General features: G+C 67.1%; 18 protein-coding genes. 10 read left to right on the top strand and 8 right to left on the bottom strand.

The window, feature by feature from the left end; all coding sequences use genetic code 11:
* Positions 1-87 precede the first annotated feature (87 nt).
* The gene (locus FHP25_RS12715) at positions 88-1,002 is read left to right on the top strand and encodes a LysR family transcriptional regulator (RefSeq protein ID WP_147847306.1); all 915 of its coding nucleotides are present in this window, start codon (positions 88-90) and stop codon (positions 1,000-1,002) included.
* A 49-nt stretch (positions 1,003-1,051) separates the two neighbouring features.
* Here FHP25_RS12715 and FHP25_RS12710 read toward each other — a convergent pair whose 3' ends face one another.
* From FHP25_RS12710 to FHP25_RS12700, 3 genes are all read right to left on the bottom strand, one after another.
* Positions 1,052-1,516, bottom strand: coding sequence for a DUF3592 domain-containing protein (locus FHP25_RS12710; RefSeq protein WP_147847305.1), 465 nt, complete (start codon positions 1,514-1,516; stop codon positions 1,052-1,054).
* A 151-nt stretch (positions 1,517-1,667) separates the two neighbouring features.
* A complete protein-coding gene (locus FHP25_RS12705; protein WP_147847304.1) occupies positions 1,668-2,438 on the bottom strand; it encodes a DeoR/GlpR family DNA-binding transcription regulator in 771 nt (256 codons plus the stop codon).
* Between the two features lie 25 nt (positions 2,439-2,463).
* Positions 2,464-3,447 carry a LysR family transcriptional regulator gene (locus FHP25_RS12700; protein ID WP_147847303.1) on the bottom strand — a complete coding sequence of 328 codons (984 nt, stop codon included), beginning with the start codon at positions 3,445-3,447 and terminating at the stop codon, positions 2,464-2,466.
* Between the two features lie 209 nt (positions 3,448-3,656).
* On the opposite strand from FHP25_RS12700, the gene FHP25_RS12695 reads away from it, so the two are divergent.
* The 7 genes from FHP25_RS12695 to FHP25_RS12665 all read left to right on the top strand — a co-directional run bounded on the left by FHP25_RS12695 (position 3,657) and on the right by FHP25_RS12665 (position 10,588).
* The gene (locus tag FHP25_RS12695) at positions 3,657-4,274 is read left to right on the top strand and encodes a helix-turn-helix transcriptional regulator (protein WP_147847302.1); all 618 of its coding nucleotides are present in this window, start codon (positions 3,657-3,659) and stop codon (positions 4,272-4,274) included.
* A 479-nt stretch (positions 4,275-4,753) separates the two neighbouring features.
* Complete coding sequence (locus FHP25_RS12690) at positions 4,754-6,463, top strand: pyrroloquinoline quinone-dependent dehydrogenase (protein ID WP_147847411.1); 1,710 nt, start codon at positions 4,754-4,756, stop codon at positions 6,461-6,463.
* 114 nt (positions 6,464-6,577) lie between these two features.
* Entirely contained in the window at positions 6,578-6,889 is a 312-nt protein-coding gene (locus FHP25_RS12685; RefSeq protein WP_218578351.1) for a c-type cytochrome, read from the top strand.
* Positions 6,834-7,697, top strand: coding sequence for a substrate-binding periplasmic protein (locus FHP25_RS12680; protein WP_147847301.1), 864 nt, complete (start codon positions 6,834-6,836; stop codon positions 7,695-7,697). Before FHP25_RS12685 ends, FHP25_RS12680 begins: the two co-directional genes overlap by 56 nt.
* A 128-nt stretch (positions 7,698-7,825) precedes the next feature.
* The gene (locus FHP25_RS12675; RefSeq protein WP_147847300.1) at positions 7,826-8,611 is read left to right on the top strand and encodes an IclR family transcriptional regulator; all 786 of its coding nucleotides are present in this window, start codon (positions 7,826-7,828) and stop codon (positions 8,609-8,611) included.
* 40 nt (positions 8,612-8,651) lie between these two features.
* Entirely contained in the window at positions 8,652-9,575 is a 924-nt protein-coding gene (locus tag FHP25_RS12670; RefSeq protein ID WP_147847299.1) for a dihydrodipicolinate synthase family protein, read from the top strand.
* Positions 9,576-9,604: 29 nt separating this feature from the next.
* Positions 9,605-10,588 (top strand): Bug family tripartite tricarboxylate transporter substrate binding protein, encoded by a 984-nt coding sequence (locus FHP25_RS12665; protein WP_147847298.1) that lies wholly within the window; start codon positions 9,605-9,607, stop codon positions 10,586-10,588.
* A gap of 10 nt (positions 10,589-10,598) precedes the next feature.
* Here the strand turns inward: FHP25_RS12665 and FHP25_RS12660 are convergent, their stop codons facing one another.
* The 5 genes from FHP25_RS12660 to rnk all read right to left on the bottom strand — a co-directional run bounded on the left by FHP25_RS12660 (position 10,599) and on the right by rnk (position 17,259).
* Complete coding sequence (locus FHP25_RS12660) at positions 10,599-11,522, bottom strand: pseudouridine-5'-phosphate glycosidase (RefSeq protein ID WP_147847297.1); 924 nt, start codon at positions 11,520-11,522, stop codon at positions 10,599-10,601.
* Positions 11,523-11,545: 23 nt separating this feature from the next.
* Positions 11,546-13,198 (bottom strand): bifunctional aspartate transaminase/aspartate 4-decarboxylase, encoded by a 1,653-nt coding sequence (locus tag FHP25_RS12655; protein WP_147847296.1) that lies wholly within the window; start codon positions 13,196-13,198, stop codon positions 11,546-11,548.
* A gap of 45 nt (positions 13,199-13,243) precedes the next feature.
* The gene (gene aspT, locus FHP25_RS12650; protein WP_147847295.1) at positions 13,244-14,932 is read right to left on the bottom strand and encodes an aspartate-alanine antiporter; all 1,689 of its coding nucleotides are present in this window, start codon (positions 14,930-14,932) and stop codon (positions 13,244-13,246) included.
* Between the two features lie 27 nt (positions 14,933-14,959).
* The gene (gene aspT, locus FHP25_RS12645; protein WP_147847294.1) at positions 14,960-16,636 is read right to left on the bottom strand and encodes an aspartate-alanine antiporter; all 1,677 of its coding nucleotides are present in this window, start codon (positions 16,634-16,636) and stop codon (positions 14,960-14,962) included.
* A 173-nt stretch (positions 16,637-16,809) separates the two neighbouring features.
* On the bottom strand, positions 16,810-17,259 hold the full coding sequence (gene rnk / locus FHP25_RS12640; protein ID WP_147847293.1) for a nucleoside diphosphate kinase regulator: 450 nt from the start codon (positions 17,257-17,259) through the stop codon (positions 16,810-16,812).
* Positions 17,260-17,608: 349 nt separating this feature from the next.
* Here rnk and FHP25_RS40765 point away from each other — a divergent pair, with 349 nt between their 5' ends.
* Together FHP25_RS40765 and FHP25_RS12635 are read left to right on the top strand one after the other, a co-directional pair.
* Entirely contained in the window at positions 17,609-17,758 is a 150-nt protein-coding gene (locus tag FHP25_RS40765; RefSeq protein ID WP_178133484.1) for a hypothetical protein, read from the top strand.
* Between the two features lie 33 nt (positions 17,759-17,791).
* Positions 17,792-18,781 carry a tripartite tricarboxylate transporter substrate binding protein gene (locus FHP25_RS12635; protein ID WP_147847292.1) on the top strand — a complete coding sequence of 330 codons (990 nt, stop codon included), beginning with the start codon at positions 17,792-17,794 and terminating at the stop codon, positions 18,779-18,781.
* The last annotated feature ends 68 nt before the right edge of the window (positions 18,782-18,849 follow it).

Here is an 18,849-nt window from a genome sequence, read left to right as displayed (position 1 = left end):
GCTCCAAGCTGCTTCCGCCGGCACTATTGCGGTTCAGTTTCATTGGTGCAAGATGCATGCTAGCTTACATCTACGGATATAGAAGTAATGATGCCCCGCTTCCTCAGCCGTGATTTTCGCCTGCTGCAGCTGTTCACGCGGATCGTGGAGCACGGCGGCTTCACCCAGGCCCAGGCCGCCCTGAACCTGGGCCAGTCGACGATCAGCACGCAGATGGCGGCCCTTGAGCAGCAGCTCGGGGTCCGGCTGTGCCACCGCGGCCGCAGCGGGTTCCGGCTGACGGAAGAAGGGGAGCGCGTCTACCAGGCGGCGCAGCGGCTGTTCGCAGCCACGGCCGACTTCCAGGGCGAGGTGGCCAGCCTGCGCGGCGGGCTGGCGGGCGATCTGTCGCTGCATGTCGTCGACAACATCGCCACCAATCCCGCCTGCCGTCTGTCACGGGCGATCGAGCGCTTCACCCGCCGGTCGTCGCGCGCTCGCCTCACCGTGACCGTGGATGTGCCGGACAATATCGAGCTGGCCGTCCTGGACGGCCGCTGCCACGTCGGCGTCGGCTCGTTCTTCCACCATAGCGCCGGCCTGCGCTACGAGCCGTTGTTCACCGAACGGCAGGTGCTGGTCTGCGGCCGCAAGCATCCCCTGTTCGGCAAGGCGGAGGAAGCGCTGACGGTCGAGAGCGTCAGCCGCCATGCCTTCATCGCGCACGGCTATGCGCAGCAGCAGATCCTCGACGTGCCGCCGGCAGGGTCGGCATTCCACATGGAGGCCATCGCGCTGCTGGTGCTCTCGGGCCGCTATATCGGCTACCTGCCCGACCACCAGGCCGCCCATTGGGTCGATCGCGGCGAGATGCGCGTGCTGCTGCCGGCGGCGCTGGGCTACACTGCGCGTTTCGAGATCGTGACCCGCGGCACCGGGCTGCGTTCCAACCTGGTCGAAGCGTTCGTCGCGCATCTGCACGAGGCGCACCTGCTGCCGCGCGTCGTATCAGCGATCGCTTGACGCTGCCCGACATCCGTTGCGCTGATCCTGCGATGGCGGATCCAGGCCTTCAAATCGGCTGACGCCTGAGACGGCGCAGCCAAAGCACTCCCGTGAGGCTGATCACGAGGCCAAGGCCCAACGTCAACCACGACCAGGCGCCGAGCGTGCCGGCATCGGCGGCCTGGCGCACGCTTTCGGGATCGGTCGACAAGTAGCTGACGCGCAGCGCATCGCCGATCTTGAGGTTGTCGACCCGGTCCTCGGTGGTGGCGATGATCGGCTTGCCGTCGGCGACGACGTAGCGAACCCGGGCGTAGCGGCCCATGCGGCCCCGCCCCTCGGGCACGATGGTGATGCCGACCACGCGCGCGTCGGTGACAATGCCATGGAGCGCGAACTGCGTCGCCTCGACGGCATCCCATGCGCCACGGCCGAGGAACAGCAGCCCGAGCGCCACGACACAGGCGGCGTAGCTGCGCCACTGGCGCCGTCGCGGCGATATCGGCGCCGTCGCAGTGCGGGTCATGGTCATCGGCGGATCCTCCGGCACCTGGGATGCGCGCGGCCGCCCTATGTCGACTGACGACGACACCGGCCCGCAGGCCGTCGTGTGCTTCATCGGCGCGTGTGGCGATACTCCCATTTGGGAGCGGAGCGCCGTGATATGCGTTCGGCAAGGCAGCCTAGTGCGGCTGGCCATCCGCGATCAGCACGTCAAGCGGCAACCGCGCCAATACCGTCGACAACGGCGCCTCGGGCGGACGATCACTGATCAGGCACGTGACCTTCTCGAAGGTGCCGACCTGCACCGGGGCGTGGCGATTGAATTTGGTGTGGTCGGCCAGCACCACCGACAGACGCGCCGACTGCAGCATCAGGCGGGAAATCTCCGCCTCCTCGCGCGTGTAGTCCATCAGCACGCCGGCCGGCGTGATGGCACCGGCGCCGACGATGGCGACGTCGACAAAGTAGTGGGCCAGCATGGCCGTGGCATCGGCGCCCAGCGTGATGTTGTTCGTCGTCTGGACCTCGCCGCCCAGCAGATGGACGCGATTGTTGTTGCGCGCCGCGAGCTTGCTGGCGTTGGCGACGCTGTTGGTGATCACCGTCAGCTCGCGGTGGTCGAGCAGCATGTCCGCCATTGCCTGCACGGTGCTGCCGCCGGCCAGCAGCACCGTGGCGCCGTCGGGCACCAGGCCGGCTGCCCGCCAGGCAATCGCCCGCTTGGCCTCGGCATTGATCACTTCCCGTACCGCGATGCCGGGCTCACCATGCGCCAGCGACAACGCGCCACCATGGGTCTTGCGAAGCGCATGGCGATCGGCCAGCAGCATCAGGTCGCGGCGAATGGTCTCGCGCGATACCTTCAACTGGCGCTGCAGGTCGGTGATGGACTGCGAGCCTCGCTGGTTGACGAGGTCGAGGATCAGGTTCTGGCGCTCTTCAGCCAACACCGCGGTCACCTTTCCGGGCTGGACCTCAGGGAACACGGGCCATTGCCGGCACCGGGCCGCGCACGCCGCGAGCGCCATTCAACAGGTGCCCACGGCCCTGACTACAAGGCGTCATGTCGACGGATGTGATCGTCCCGAGATCAAGCAGCGCCTGGCGCACGACGTCCAGCGCCGGCTCCCTGGGCCTGTTGTGATGCTCGGCAAGCCCCAAGGTGCAAGGCAGCGGCGGCGACAGCGGCCGCACGACGATGCCGGGCAGGGTGTCGGCCACCGCCACGTCCGGCACGATCGACATGCAGGGCCCCAGGGCGACGACGTTCTTCAACGCCTCGACCGTGCCCAGGCGCATCGGCTCGCGCGCCAGCGGCAGCTGCCCGGACAGCCACTGCATGATCAGCCCGTGGATGGCGCCGCGCGCGTGCTCGAGAACCAGCGGCTGGCTGGCGACATAGTCGGGCGTCACGAAGTCGGGAATGTCGGTCGTGGCCTCGGACACGATCGCCACCAGCATCTCGGGACGCAGCGGCGTGACACGCAGATGCGTCTCGTCGACCGGCAGCGTGATCAGCGCCAGGTCGACACTGTTGTCGATGATGGCTTCGACGGAGTCGCAAGTCGACATGTTGGTGACCTGCAGCTCGATGCCGGGATGGTCCTGGCGCAGCCGCGTCAGGACGGATGGTAGCTGATACGTCAGTGCGGTCAGGGTCGTGGCGATATGGACGCGGCCGACACGACCGTCGCGGAAGCGGTCCATCGCCGAGGTCGCCGACTCGCATTCACGGAAGATGCGCCTGGCGTGCTCGATAAGCTCCCGGCCCGGCGCGGTCGCACGTGCCGTCCGGCCCATGCGCTCGATGAGGCTGATGCGCAGGCGCCGCTCCAGCTCGCGGACCTGCAGGCTCACGGCGGGCTGCGTGAGATTGAGCCGGCGCGCGGCCGCCGAGAAGCTGCCGCACGCCACCACTTCGGTGAAGGTCCGCAATTGATCGAGGTTGATGCTGCGCATGCCAAGGAATTCCTTATCGAACCATCAGCGAAAACGAGCGCGCTTGACCGGTCTTGCGGCGACCGTTGGTATTACTTGGCAATTATAGCAAAAATGTTGCTATTTGTGGAAGAGTAAACTGCATCGCGTGTTCAGGAATCGACGGCTGCCTGTCAGCCAACCGTCAGCCAGCGCCCACAGCGCCCGATTCCAGCCAGAGGACAGCCCTCATGACCCGCATCGCCTTCGACCTCATCCGCAAGACCTATGGTGCCATCCTCGAGCACCTGGACGTTGGCGTCGTCCTGCTCGACGTGGCGGGACGCCCAAGCTTCATCAATGCCCGCGCCGCGAGGATCGTGGCACGCGGCGATGGACTGAGGGCCGACCAGAACGGCGTTGCAGCCTCGTTCCTGGCCGATGGTCGAACCTTGCATGCGGCGATCGCCACAGCGGGGGGTACCGCCGACACGGAGGCGCGGCGGGTATATCTGTCGCGTCCATCGGGACTCGCGTCGCTGGTCGTGACCATCATTCCCCTCGGCAGGCTGGCCGAGGACGGACGTCCCGACGCGCCGTGCACAGCATTGTTCATTGTCGATCCCGAGGCGCCGCTGCGCATCGACACGCAGGGCCTGGGCACGGCCTACGGCCTCACGCCGCGCGAGGCCTCGATCGCCGCGCTGCTGTCGCGCGGCGCCGATCTCACACAGGCCGCCAGCACGCTGGGCATCGGAACGTCCAGCGCGCGCGAGTACCTCAAGCGCGCGCTGGACAAGACCGGCACCCGCCGCCAGGCGAACCTGGTGCGCCTGGTGCTGCGCAGCTTCGCCGTTTCACACGCATGACCGGTCAGCAAGGAGCCCGTGGCGTGAGGCCTCACGATAATTGCTGCCGGTGCCGTGCGTGTCACATTTGGTGTTCTGATGGAATCGATAAGGATTTCTTTGGAGATCGATTGACAGGGCGATGAGCCGTCGCGCGACCAGCGGGCGCCAACCGGCGTGCCAATCATCGCACGAATGCAATCAATTTCACTCCTTCTGGCCGCGACGCGCCGTTGCGGCCGGCGTCGGCGAAGCGCTACGATCAAGTCACGGCCATCCGCCCTGCGTGACGGGGTGTGGGGTTCTTGCAGTTGAACGGGGATCTCACTGCTCGAGCGACGCGCGGACCGATTGTCCGCGGCAGTTGCCTCCGCCGGCCGGCGATTTGCTCAGCGTGCTTTCGCGTTTGCAGCTTCGACATCAGTGCCAACGGCCGCCGCAGCTTGGCCTACGTACCCATGGGCGTTGTCGCGTTGCATGACCTCAGGGGAGGAAAGCCGATGACAAAGGACGATAAAGGCTTATCGATGCTCGCCGCCGGCATTGTGCTGGCCGCCAGCCTGTTGGGCGGCCCGGCCGGAGCCGCCGACCTGAACAAGGAGAGCCCGGATGACTGGCTCACCTATCATGGCACCTACCGGTCGTATCATTTCAGCCCGCTGGACCAGATCAACGCGGGCAACGTCAAGCAGCTCAAGGTTGCCTGGATGCATCAGCCCGGCCGCTCCACCCGCGGCCTGCAATCGATGCCGTTGGTAGCGGACGGAACGCTCTACTATTCCGGCTCGTACAGCCGTGTGTTCGCATTGGATGGCGCCACCGGACAGGTGAAGTGGACGTACTTCCCGAAGCTTGACGATGAGCTGGTCGCTGCCCAGACCCATTCACCCTACAACCGGGGCATCGCGCTCGGGCATGGCAAGGTGTTCGTGGGCACGGTGGACGGGCGCCTCATCGCCCTCGACATGGCGACCGGCAAGGTCGCATGGGACACCAAGCTCATCGATTCGAAAAAGCTGACAGTGGGCTTCACCGGCGCACCGCTGCTGGTGAAGGACAAGGTGGTGATCGGCGCCCAGGGCGGCGAGTGGCCGTGGCGCGGGCCGATCTTCGGCGTCGACGCCAATACTGGCGAGAAGAAGTGGGAGTTCTTCACTGTCGCCGGAACCGAGGAAGCCAAGGCAACGTGGGGCGGCGATTCCTGGCGCACCGGGGGCGGGGGCGGCTGGATGCCCGGCACGTACGATGCTCAGACCAACTCCGTCTGGTGGGGCACCGGCAACCCGGCGCCGCTGTATGACTGGGCCGGCCCGGAGTGGAAGACGAAGGGGCCGCGTCCTGGCGACAATCTCTATACGACGTCCGTGATCGCGCTGGATCCGGATACCGGGAAGCTGAAGTTCTACCATCAGGAACTGCCGCATGACGCCTGGGATTTCGACAGCTCGGTCGGCGAATTCCTGATGATCGAGCGCGACGGTCGCAATCTCATGGTGCACCCGAACAAGAGCGGTTTCGTGTTCGTGTACGACCGTGGCAACGGCAAGGTCGCGAATGTCTGGCCGCTGGTGCAGAACATCAACTTCGTCAAGAGCATCGACCCCAAGACCGGCGAGCTGATCGGTCGCCGCGACATGGTCGAAGGTGAGCACAAGAACCTCTGTCCCGCGATTGCCGGCGGCATCAGCTGGAACTCGGGCGCCTACAATCCGCAGACCGGGCTGTACTACAAGGTCGGTCAGGAATGGTGCATGGACCTCAAGATCGTCAAGACGACGCCGATCCTCGAGCCCATGGCGCAGCTCAACATCGGCGCCGACTTCACCTTCACCAACCCCGTAGGCGGCAAGGCGCACGGCCATGTGAGCGCGCGCGACCCGGTGACCGGCGAAAAGAAGTGGGAGGTCAAGTACGACGAGCCGCCGCTGGCCAGCCTGCTTTCCACCGGCGGCAACCTCGTGTTCGTGCCCGACGCGCGCGGCGTGCTGACGGCCTACAATGCCACCACGGGCGACAAGCTGTGGTCGCACAACAACGGCGTCGGACACAACGGCGGCATCATCAGCTACCGGGCCGGCGGCAAGCAGTACGTTGCAGTCATGACCGGCTGGAACTCGCTGGTGGGCGAAGGCTACGGAGCACTGTTCGGCGAGCCGTACAAGAGCATGGCGACTGATACCGGCACGCTCGTCGTGTTCGCGCTGCCGTAGGAAGCATTGACCTTCGACGGGCGGGCCGATCGGCCCGCCCGTGCGTGGCCGTATCCAGCAGGTACCAATCGCATCATGAATCGACACTGGCTTCTGCCGCGTGCCGGCTTGAGCATGGCGATCGCACTGGTTGCCGCCGCTGCCTACGGGCAGAGTTCACCGCCTGCCACCCAGGAACAGGGCCAGGCCGGCAAGATGGATGTGGCCAAGCTGTTCGCGACCACGTGCGGCTGGTGCCATGAGGGCGGCGGCCGCAAGCAGGGCCGCGGGCCGAAGCTTGCCGGCACCGACAAGTCCGACGCTTTCATGGTCACGCGGATCAAGCAAGGAAAGCCGCCCGGCATGCCGGCCTTCGGCAAGAGCTTCAACGATGAGCAGATCCAGGCGATCATCTCCTACATTCGCGCCCTGCCCGATACGCCCTGAGGCGCGGCGTCGCGGCATCGGCTACGGCGCGGCCCTGGGCGTTGCGCTGTTCGCCGTGGCGGCCGTCTGTATCGTCCCGCCAGCCGTCCCGCGGTCCCTGGCCGCGATCGAAGGACGCGGCGTCATCAGCCTGTGCGCGCATCCCAACGCGCTGCCGTTCGCCAGCCGCAAGGACAGTCCGCCCGGCTTTCAGATCGAGATGGCCCGTGCGCTTGCGCGCCATCTCGGCGTCAGCCTCGACGTCGCCTGGGTGGTCAGCCCGGTCCAATACCGTTCCGCCGAATGCGACATCGTCCTCGATACGATCGTGAACCGGGACGTCCAGGCCGAGAGCCGCATCCGGATCTCCAGGCCGTATCACCACAGCGGTGTCGCGCTGGCTCTGCCGGCCGGCACCGATGGCCTCGCGTCCTTCCGCGAGCTGGGCCGCGACAGGCGCGTTGGCGTGCAGGTCGGCTCCCTGGCTCAGATGGTCCTCGGCCAGCGCGGCCTGCGCACGACACCCTATGGCTTCGAGGATGAGATGATCGAAGCCCTGGCAGAAGGCACGATCGACGCGGCGGCGATATCGCCGGCCAGCGCCGGCTACTTCAACCTCAAGAACCCAGGGCGCGCCGTGCGGCTCGTCCATGCCTACGAGCAGGAGCCGGAGCTGGCCTGGAATATCGCGGTCGGCATGCGCGGCGCCGACGCCCTGCTCGGCCAGAAGATCGATGCCGCGGTCCAGCGCATGCTGGCCGACGGGACCATTCGCGACATCTACGCGCGGTACGGCATCGAGCATCGGCCGCCGGTGACCGCGCGCTAGCCGCCTTCGCCGCTTTCAGCCCTCGCAACGACTTCAATCCCGCAACGACTCGGGACGGGACGGTTTGACTCCTGTCGCCGCACCGACTATCGTTCTCATATGAATACGTCGTTCGTATACATGAACATATGACAGGTGACAATGTCAAGTCCGCGGCCCGGGTGCTGGATCTCCTCGAGATGCTGGCGGCGTTCTCGCGGCCGATCGGCGTCAGCGAGGCGGCACGGCGGCTGGCGGCTCCGAAGAGCAGCACCCAGGCCCTGCTCGGCACGCTGCTGGCACGCGGCTACGTCGAAAGGGTCGGCGCCGAATACGTGCTGGCGCCGGCGCTGCGCGGCCGCGGCTGGGCCGGCGGTCCCTTTGGCGAGCTGCGGCGGATCGCGCGCCCGGTGATGGAGACCATCGTGGCGCGCACCGGCGAGTCCTCGTTCCTGGTCGTGGCCACCGCCGATTGGCAGGTCCAGTACGTCGACAAGGTTCCGAGCCCGAACCCGGTCCGCTACGACGCGGACATCGAATCGGCGCGGCCGGCGCATGCCACGTCCGCCGGACTGATCATCCTGGCCTGCAAGGACGACGGCGAGCGGGAACGGTTCCTGGCGACGGCGCCGCTCGCGCCGTTGACGCCGCAGACGATTGTCGACCGCGATGCCCTGCGCGCCGTCCTGGACGCTGCGCGGCGTGACGGGCACGCCGAGGTTGTCGACGGCCACGTGCCCGGCGCATCCGGCGTCTCAGCCCCGATCTTCGACAGCACGGCGCGCGTCATCGCCGCCATCAATCTCGGCGCGCCGACCCATCGCTATCTCGCGGCGCGCACGGCGATGCGCGAGCAGGTGGTGTGGGCCGCCGCCGAGATCACCCGGATGCTGCGGGCGACAGCGCCCGAGCCGCCCCGAGCCGCGTCGCCGTAAGCCGATCCGGCATCTTCATCACATCCCAGGAGACCAGACGATGGCCAGAAAACCATGCGCCCCGGGGGCGATACGCGGGATCATCCCGCCGCTCGTCACACCGTTCGCTGACGACGAGACGATCGACGAGGCGGCGCTGCGGCTTCAGGTCCGCCACATGATGTCGTGCGGCGTGCACGGCATCGTGGTCGGCGGCAGCGCCGGCGAGGGCTTCACTCTGACCCTGGACGAGCTGCGGCGCATCGTTGCCGTCACCGCTGAGGAGGTGAACGGAAGCTTGCCGCTGATCCCCGGCATCATCGTGAACAGCACGCGCGAGGCGGTGCTGCGGGCCAAGGCGCTGGCCGATCTCGGCGTCGATGCGCTGCAGATCACGCCACCGCACTACATCTTCCGCACCGACGATGACGCGATGCTGCAGCACTTCCGCGACATCCAGGCAGAGGTCGGGCTGCCGATCCTGATCTACAACGTGGTGCCCTGGAACTATCTCTCGCCGGCGCTGCTTCTGCGCATCATGCGCGAGGTGCCGGGCGTGATCGGTGTCAAGCAGAGCGCCGGCGACTTGAAGCTGCTGAGCGAGCTGGTGACGGCGGCGCGCCCCGACGAGCGCATCCTGGGCGCCATCGACGCCCTGGTCTATCCCTGCCTGGCGGTCGGCGCCCACGGCATGATCTCGCAGATCCTGGCGGCGCTGCCGCGGCCCTGCGTGCAGATGTGGGACCTCGTCGAGCAGGGCGATCACCGCGCGGCGCTCGACCTGCACAAGCGCATGCTGCAGGTCTGGAACGCCATCAGCTCGGACAACCGCGTGGCGGTGACCAAGTACACGCTCTCGCTGCAGGGCGTGCCGACGGGCCGCACGCGGCGGCCGCTCACACCCGCCAGCGAACGGCAGAAGGCCGCCGTGCGCGCTGTCATCAGGCTCGTGCTGAACGACGACGAGCTCGCCGCGGCGGCTTGACCGCCAGCACGGCATCGGGAGGAAACAGGATGAAGATCACGAGACGGAGATTCGGCGCCCTCGCCGTCCTGGGCGCCGCGAGCGGCGTCGCAGCCCAGCCCGCCGCCGGCGCGGACGAGTTCCCGAGCCGCCAGGTACGGCTGATCGTTCCCTTCGCGCCGGGCGGCACCACCGACATTGTCGGCCGCGTGCTCGCCCAGCAGCTGGGCGAGGTGTGGGGCCAGACGGTGGTGGTCGAGAACCGCGGCGGCGGCGGCACCGTCATCGGCACCGAGGCGCTCGCCCGCGCGCCTGCCGACGGCTATTCGCTGATGCTGGCGACACCCGACTTCACGATCAACCCCAGCCTGCGACGCGACCTGCCCTACGATCCGGCCCGCGACTTCAGTCCCGTCGGGATGGTGGCGAGCTACCCGCTCGTGCTCGTGGCCCATCCGTCCGTGCCGGCGGACTCCGCCGCCGCGTTCGTCGCGCTGGCCAAGACCCGTGTCGGCCAGCTCAGCTACGGTTCCGGCGGCAGCGGATCGTCGCCTCATCTGTCGATGGAGCTGCTGAAGGCGAAAGCCGGCATCGATCTGGTGCATGTGCCGTATCGCGGCAACGGCCCGGCGATCACCGACCTGCTCGTCGGCAGGATCCAGGTGATGTTCACCGGCATGCCGCCGGTGGCCGGCTACGTGAAGGACGGCCGGCTCAAGCTGCTCGGCTCGAGCGGCACCAAGCGCATGGCGTCGGCGCCGGACCTGCGGACCATCGTCGAGCAGGGCGTTCCCGGCTTCAATGTGCAGACCTGGTTCGGCGTGCTCGCGCCGGCCGGAACACCGCAGCCGATCATCGATCGGGTCAATGACGGCCTGCGGCAGACCATGGCCATGCCCAAGACGCAGGCCGGCCTCGCCGTGCTCGACGCCGACCTGACGGTCAGCAGCCCGGCCGATTTCCGCCGGACGCTCGACACCGAGATCACGGTGTGGCGCGACGTCGTGCGCATATCCGGCGCACGAGCCGAGTGACGATGTAGCCTCAACGCAGCGCAGCGAGCTCCACGGCGATGCCGGCGGCAAGCCCGGCATTGCTCCTGACCAGCGCGATATTGGCATCGAGGCTGGCGCCGCCGCTCATCGCGTTGACGCGCGCCAGGAGGAACGGCGTCAGGTCCTTGCGCGCCACCCCTGCCGCAATCGCCTCGCGATTGGCGTCGGCGATCAGCGCCTCCATGTCGGCCGCCGGCAGCGCGTGCTCCTGCGGCACGGGATGGGTGATCAGGATGCCGCTTTGCATGCCCAGGCGGCGCTGGGCATGGATCACCTCGGCGAGCGCCCGCGGCGTGTCGAAGCGGTAGTCCACCGCATGGCCGCTGTCGCGGGCGAAGAACGCCGGCACCGCATCGGTCCTGTAGCCCAGCACGGGCACGCCCTGGGTCTCGAGGACCTCCAAGGTCTTGCCGATGTCGAGGATCGACTTGATGCCGGCAACCACGGCCACGGGCGTGCGGCCCAGCTCGATCAGGTCGGCGGAGATGTCGAACGTCTCCCCGGCACCGTAGTGCACGCCGCCGATGCCGCCGGTGCCGAAGACCGCAATGCCGCAGCGGGCGGCAATCAGCATCGTGGCGGCAACCGTCGTGCCCGCCGTGCCGCGGCTTGCAACGACGGCGGCAAGGTCACGGCGCGATGCCTTGCGGGCGTCGCCAGCGCGAGCGAGCCGCCCCAGCCCAGCCTCGTCGACGCCGACCCGGATGCGGCCCTCGATGACGGCGATGGTCGCCGGCACGGCGCCTGCCTTGCGCACGATCTCCTCGAGCGATACCGCCACGTCGAGGTTGGCAGGATAGGGCATGCCATGGGTGATGATGGTCGATTCCAGCGCCACGACCGGCCGCCCTTCGGCAAGAGCGGCGCACACATCGGGCGCCACCTCGATCAGGTCGTCATCACGCTCACCCATCCGCCAGCCTCCGGCCGCATGTCTCAGGCTTTTCTGCCGCCCCGCTCCTTCTTGCCGGCGGGCGCCGATGGCGGCTTCGGCTTGGCGCCGGCCGCCTCGTACTGCTTATGATATTCGCCCGCCAGGCGGCGCAGCGCACGGCCGATCTTGGCGTAGTCGGACTCGTTGAGGTTGGCAAGCGAGGCGCGGCCGGACGGATGGGTTGCCCCGAAGCCGCCGCCGGGCAGGAGCACGATGCCGGTCTCGTCGGCGATCCGGAACAGAATCTCCGTCGGGTTCTGCGTCCTCATCACCCAGGCGGCGAAGTCATCGCCGTAGAGCACGCGCGATGTGCGCTCAAGATCGATCAGCGTGTAGTAGTCGACCGCGTTGGAATCCGACTCGGCCTTCAGCCCGAGCTCGCGGTGCAACGCTGCCTCCCGCCGCCTGATCAGCATCTTCAGCGCCGCCTTGTAGCTGTCGTGCTGGTCCATCATCGCGAAGAGCGAGAAGAGAACCATCTGCACCTGCTGCGGTGTCGAGAGGCCGGCCGTATGGTTCAGCGCTACGGTGCGGCTGTCCGCAACCACGCGATCGATGAACTTGAGCTTGCGCGGCTCGGGTGTCAGCGACGCGTAGCGCGCATCCAGCTCCTTTTGCGTCTTCTCCGGCAGGGCTGCGAGCGCACGGTCCAGGACGTTGCCTTCATGGGTGGCGATGACGCCGAGCCGCCAGCCCGTCGCGCCGAAATATTTCGAATAGGAATAGACGAGAATGGTGTTCAGCGGGCAGGTCGCGAACAGCGACTCGAAGCCGTCCGCGAACGTGCCATAGACGTCGTCGGTGAGGATGATCAGATCGGGCCGCCGTGTCTTGACGATGTCGCATATGGTCTTCAACCCTGACGCGTCGATCTTGACCGACGGCGGATTGCTCGGGTTGACGACGAAGAAGGCCTTGACGGCCGGGTCCGCGAGCTTCTCCAGCTCCGACTTCGGGTACTGCCAGCCGGCATTCGGATCGGCGTTCACCGCGACCTCGACGAGCTGATAGTCGTTGAGGTGCGGGATCTCGATGTAGGGCGTGAAGACCGGCATGCCGATCGCGATCTTGTCGCCGGGCGCGATCAGCCGGTTCTGCCGCAAGGTGTTGAAGAGATACGTCATCGCAGCCGTGCCGCCTTCGACGGCGAACAGGTCGATGCCCGTCGGCGGCAAGCTGCCGCCGATCATCTCCTTGACGATGTAGTGCCTGACGATCTCCTCGCTGATCACCAGCATCCGCGGCGGCACCGGATAATTGCAGCCCAGCACGCCGGCAACGAGCTCCAGGAGGAAGTCGGAAGCGGACAGGCCGAGCTGATCCCGGACATAGGAGACGGCGCGACCCAGGAAGACGACGCCGGGCTTGTCGCGGTTCTCGGCGACGAACGTGTCGAAGCGCGCCTGAAGCCCATCGGCCCGCGGCAGGCCGCCCACCCCTTCCGGCATGTAGGAGAAGGAGAGCTCGGCTTCGGCGACCGCGAACAGGCCGAGCTGGAAGAACGCGCGCCGCGGCAGGGTCGCGAGAAAGTTCGGATTGCCGCGACCGGCATTGAGCATCGTGCGATCGGCGTGGCTGGAGGCAAGCGCGATCAGCGAATCCTTCAGCTCGAACGGGCTGAGCTGGGCGAGCTTGGCATAGTCGACCTTGGTCATGCGGCGTTCTCCCTAGAGCAGGCTGCAGGTGGTCTGGCGACGTCCTCAGGCGAAGGCCACGATCAGCGGACCGAGAAGCGTGAGGAAGACGTTGGCGAGGGCGTAGGTGATCGCGAAGGGAACGGTGGGGACCGCATTCTCCGCCTTGTTGAGCACCTCGCCGAAAGCCGGATTGGCGCTGCGCGATCCGGACAGCGCGCCGGCAAAGACGGCGACGTTGTCGTAGCGCAGCACGCAGCGGCCGAACACCATCGTGATCAGCAGCGGCACGATGGTCACGATCACGCCGACGAGGAAGATGGTGAGGCCGCTCTCGCGGATGGTCTGCACCGCCTGCAGCCCGGACGACAGGCCGACAGCGGCTACGAAGCCGGCCAGGCCGATGTCCTTGAGAAGCTGGACGGCGCCGGTGGGCATGTTGCCCATGGTCTGGTGGCCGCTGCGGATCCAGCCGAAGATCAGGCCCGAGAGCAGCGCACCGCCGCCGGCACCCAGGGTCAGGGGAATGCCGCTGATGCGCACCACCACGAGGCCGATCAGCAGCCCAACGACAAGGCCGAGGCCGTGGAACACGAAATCGGTCTTGTCACTCGGCAGGACGACGTCGCCGATGACCTTGGAGACGCGCCTGATGTCCTGCTCGCTGCCGTACAGCGTGACCACGTCGCCACGCTTGACCACCGTGTCCGGCGTCATCGCCACCGGCGTGCCGGCACGGTGGATCTGCGGCACGTAGATGCCATGGCGGATGTCCTGGGCCGTGGCCTCGCGGATATCCGCGATGGTGCGGTCGGCGTAGGCCGGGTTGGTCAGCATGACGTCGCGCGTCTGCATGATCAGATCCATGCCGGTCGCCGACTGCACCTCCGGACCAAGCTGCGCCGCCGCGTCGACCATGCCGGCGCGGCGGCCGACGACCAGGGCGGTGTCGTCGCGCTCGAGCGCCAGGTCGGCGCTGACATCGATGATGCGCCCGTTGCGCTTCACGCGCTCCACCGTGACGGGATCCTCGCGGTTGGCGCCCTCGATCTGTGCCACGGTCTTGCCGGCGCCCTGGTCGATGCGGAACAGGCGGCCGACCAGGCCCGGCAGCGCAAGCGTCTGTCCGATGCCGAGCACGGCCTGGCCCTTGTTCATCGCCGCTTCCGCCGCGACGGCGTCGTCGCGGATGCCACGGCCCATGAACCAGGGCAGAATGTTGACGCAGACGATGATGGCGCCGAACGAACCGAACACGTAGGTCACGGCGTAGCCGATCGCGACATTGGCCTGCAGCCGATGGACCTCGTCAGGCGACAGGCCCATCTTGGTGAGCGCATCGCCGGCGGTGCCGATGATCGCCGACTGCGTCAGCCCACCAGCCGCGACGCCGGCCGCCAGGCCTTTGTCCAGATCGAACAACCGCGCCAGTATCACGACGGTGGCCAGGCCCGAGACGGCAAGAACGACCGCAAGGATGATCTCCTTCACGGACTGGCGGCCGAGGGACCGGAAGAATCCCGGGCCGCTTTCAAAGCCCACCGCGTAGATGAAGAGCGCGAAGAGAATCGACTTCACGCCAGCATCGACTGACACGCCGATCTGGCTGACGATGACCGCCACCAGCAGCGAGCCGGCGACGCCACCGAGCTGGAACTTCCCGAACTGGATCTGGCCGATCCAGTAGCCGAAGGCCAAGGACAGGAAGAGCGCGATCTCCGGTGCCTGCTTGAGATGATCGTGAATCCACTCCATCGTCAGCCTCCTTTCGCTGCCGCCTGCCTAGCCCAGCGCAAACGCCATCCAGACGACGATGGGACCGAGAAGCGGCAGAAGGACATTCGAGATTGCGTAGGTCACGGTGTAGCCGATCACCGGCGTCGAATTGCCGGCGATCGATACCAGCGCGCTGATGGTCGGCGTGCTGCAGTGCTGGCCGGCGATCGCACCGAGCAGGATCGGCGCCTCGATCTTGAGAAGACGATGCCCGATCAACAGCGAGACCGCCGCGGGCACGGCGGAGACGAGCACACCGATCACCGGCAGCACCAGGCCGTACTCTCGGATCAACCGGATCGCGTCAGGCCCTGCGGATAGCCCGACCGCGGCGATGAAGGTCGCCAGGCCGAGATCCTTCAGCACTTCGGCGGCCGGCGCCGGAAGAGTGCCGAGCTTCGGATGACGCGTGCGCAACCAGCCGAACACCAGGCCGGACACGAGCGCGCCGCCCCCGGTCCCCAGTGTCAGGTCGAGCGTGCCGATCTTCAGGCTGAGGCTGCCGATCAGCATGCCGACAACCACACCCAGGCCGAGATAGACCAGATCCGTCTTGTCCGTGGCAGGCATCGGGTGGCCAAGCTCGGCAAGCGCGCGATCGACGGCCGGCTCGGTGCCGTAGAGGGTCAGCACGTCGGCGCGCTGCAGCACCGTGCCCGGCAGCGGCGGCACGTCGTTCTGCAGCCGCCGCAGGCGCGCGATGAACACGCCGCGATGGATGTCGCCGCCCGCCAGCTGGCGCAGCGCGCCGATCTTCTGGCCGATCGCCTCGCGGCGATCGAGCACGACATCGCGTGACACGATCGGCAGGTTGATCTCCGGCGGCACGGGGACTTCACCACCCAGCCTCTCCTGTGCGGCGATGACGGCCTTGCGACGTCCGAAGAGCAGGAGGATGTCGTTGTCGCGGATCACGAGGTCAGGTGTCGCCTCGAGCACCTCCCCACCGCGCCGGACCCGCTGGATCGTCAAAAGCTGCTTGTATTCACGCTCGAACGCATCGACCGTCTGGCCCATCACCGGGCCGGCGCGGAAGGCACGCCCGACAATGGATGGCAACGCCGTGCCGCCATCGTCGCCATCACCATCTTCAGCACCCAGCGCATGCGCCAGCGCGGCTGCTTCCTTTCGCAGGTTGATGCGCAGCAGAAGCGGTGCGATCTGGCTGGTGAAAACGACGATGGCGATCAGGCCGAACAGGTAGGTGATGCTGTAGGCCGTCGCGATATTGGATTCGAGCGCCTTGACCGCTTCCGCTGGCAGGGCGAGCCGCCCCAGCGCTTCTGCAGCCGTGCCGATCACGGCCGATTCGGTAGCCGAGCCGGCCAGCAAGCCCGCCGCGGTGCCCGGGTCCAGCTTCAGCACCACGACGGCGATGGCGATCAGGGTGACCACGGTCACGACCTCGACGAACGACAGGATGCCGTAGCGCCAGCCGTTGCGCAGATTGGTGAAGAACTGCGGACCGGCCGTGAAGCCGAGCGCAAAGATGAACAATGCGAAGGCTACCGCGCGCAGGTCGGGGCTGAGCACGACGCCCGACTGGCCCAGCACGAGCGCGACGATGAGCGTGCCACAGATGCCACCGAGCTGAACCGGCCCGACACGCAACCAGCCGATCAAGTGCCCCAGCGCGATGGCCACGAACAGCGCGACTTCAGGCCGGTTCGAAATGAAGTCCATGATGCATGCCGAAAGATGTCCTGCTGCGGCATGCTACTTTCGCGGGTCTTGCGGCTACTAACCGGAATGGGAATTCTGAGCTTTAAAGGTATCGGCACTTCTTGGCAGAAACTTCGTCGCCGCGAGCAGCTGTCATCCCGCGCACGGCGCAGGATGACATGAGCTGCCAGCGGTCAGTGCACGAGCGCCGTCTCGTGTGCCTCGGCTTCCGGCTGGAAGGCGACCCTCAGCAAGGTGAGCACGCGGCGCTCGCCGGATCGTGTCCGCCAGGACATCGACTGGCCTTCGGCAAGCCCGATCAAGGCCGAACCGATGGGGGTGAGCACAGAGATCCGGCCGGCGGCAGCGTCCTCGTCCTCGGGATAGACCAGGGTGACGGTGCGATCGAACCCGTTCGAGTCGTCGCGGAAGACGCAGCGCGAATTCATGGTCACGATCTGGGGCGCGATCCGCTCGGGGTCGACCACGACGGCTCGGTCGACTTCGCGGGCGAGGAAGTCCGCCTCGGCCGACATGCCGTCCGCCGCGGCATCGGCCAGGCGGCTGAGCCGCTCATGGTTGTCGGCGGTCAGCGTGATCGTGGGCAGCGCCACGGTGGTGGCGGCCTGAAGCAGGGTTGTCATGGTTGGTTCCTTTCAATGACAAAATTGCGCCGCGGGCGGTGGCACCGAGCGCATCAGATGCAGGGAGGGTGATGACGAAATCGGCCCCGGAGGGGCCGAGGGCGCGCAATGGCGCGAAGCGGCTCCGGGGCGGACTAGCCTGCGCGCACGCGCCCAGCGCGAGCGAAAACCTGGATGTGCCGATTCATCGTCATGATCGGGTATAGATGGGCAGGAGAGTTGCGAAAGTCAAGGCGAGGGCCGGCTCACGCTCAGGCTGGCTTGATCGCATTGCGTGGGGCGTGGAAGTATTTGCGTTCAACCGACTCCAGTGCCAAGCACTGGGGCAATCATAAGAGGAATGCCCCTGATGTTGCGTGATTGGTTCATCGCGTATGCCCAGGATCGCTATATTCGCACTGGCTACGACATTGTTCGCTATGGCAGCCGCATCGCCAGCGTCATGTCGTTGCTCGTGGCGCTCGGCATCGTCAGCTACGTGATGTTCCTTGCCGATTGACCCCGCCCGAACACCTTCGGAAGGAACGCCGACATGCCCACCACCCTCTCACGCCGAGCTGTCACGCTGGCTATCGCAGCCGCGGCCATGCCGGGAATCGCACCAGCCGTGGCGCAAACCGATGACTGGCCCAAGCAGCCGATCAAGTTCATCGTGCCCTTCCCACCCGGCGGCACCGTCGATCCGGTGGCCCGCATCCTGCAGAAGCAGATCACGGACGCGACCGGCTGGAACATCATCGTCGACAACCGGCCAGGCGCCGGCGGCTCGATCGGGACCGCGGCGGCGGCCAAGTCCCCGGCCGACGGATACACCTGGGTCGTGGTGTTCGACACGCACGCGGTCAATCCCAGCCTGTTGCCGAACATGACGTTCGACACCCTGAAGGATCTGGCGCCCGTCATGCTGGTCGGCACCTCGCCGATGGCGGTGGTGACGCCGCCGGGCCGGCCGTTCAAGACCTTCGGCGACGTCGTGACCGCTGCCAAGGCCAAGCCGGACACGATCACCTACGGCTCCATCGGCAACGGCAGCCTGGGCCACCTGACCCTGACCCTGGTGCAGCAGGCCGGCGACTTCCGCATCGTGCACGTGCCATACAAGGGCGGCGGGCCCATGACCCAGGATGTGGTCGCCGGCCAGATCGATCTCGCCATCGGCACCGTGGCGCTGCTGACGCCGCAGATCCAGGCCGGCAAGGTGCGGGCGCTGGCCGTGACCGGTGACAAACGCTCGCCCGTGCTGCCGGAAGTGCCATCGCTGGCCGAGCAGGGCTTCCCGAATTTCTCGGCGCTCGCCTGGTGGGGGGTACTGGCCCCAACGGGCACGCCGAAGGCGATCCAGGACCGCATGCACGCAGAATTGGCCAAGGCGCTGGCGCAGCCGGCGGTGCGCAAGCAGCTTGGCGAGCAGCTGGGCATGGACCTCGTGGCCAGCACGCCGGCTCAGTTCAACACGTTCCTGAGCGAGCAGGTCGCGCGCTGGGGCAAGGTGGTCAAGGACAACAACATCAAGCCCGACTGACGGCGTTGACGCCGCCGCCTGCCCACCGCGAAAGTGACATGGCGACCTGACAGCGAGGCGTGGACCGC

The sequence above is a fragment of the Vineibacter terrae genome, assembly GCF_008039615.1.
Classification (GTDB): domain Bacteria; phylum Pseudomonadota; class Alphaproteobacteria; order Reyranellales; family Reyranellaceae; genus Vineibacter; species Vineibacter terrae.
This window is presented reverse-complemented; position numbering and strand designations above follow the sequence as displayed.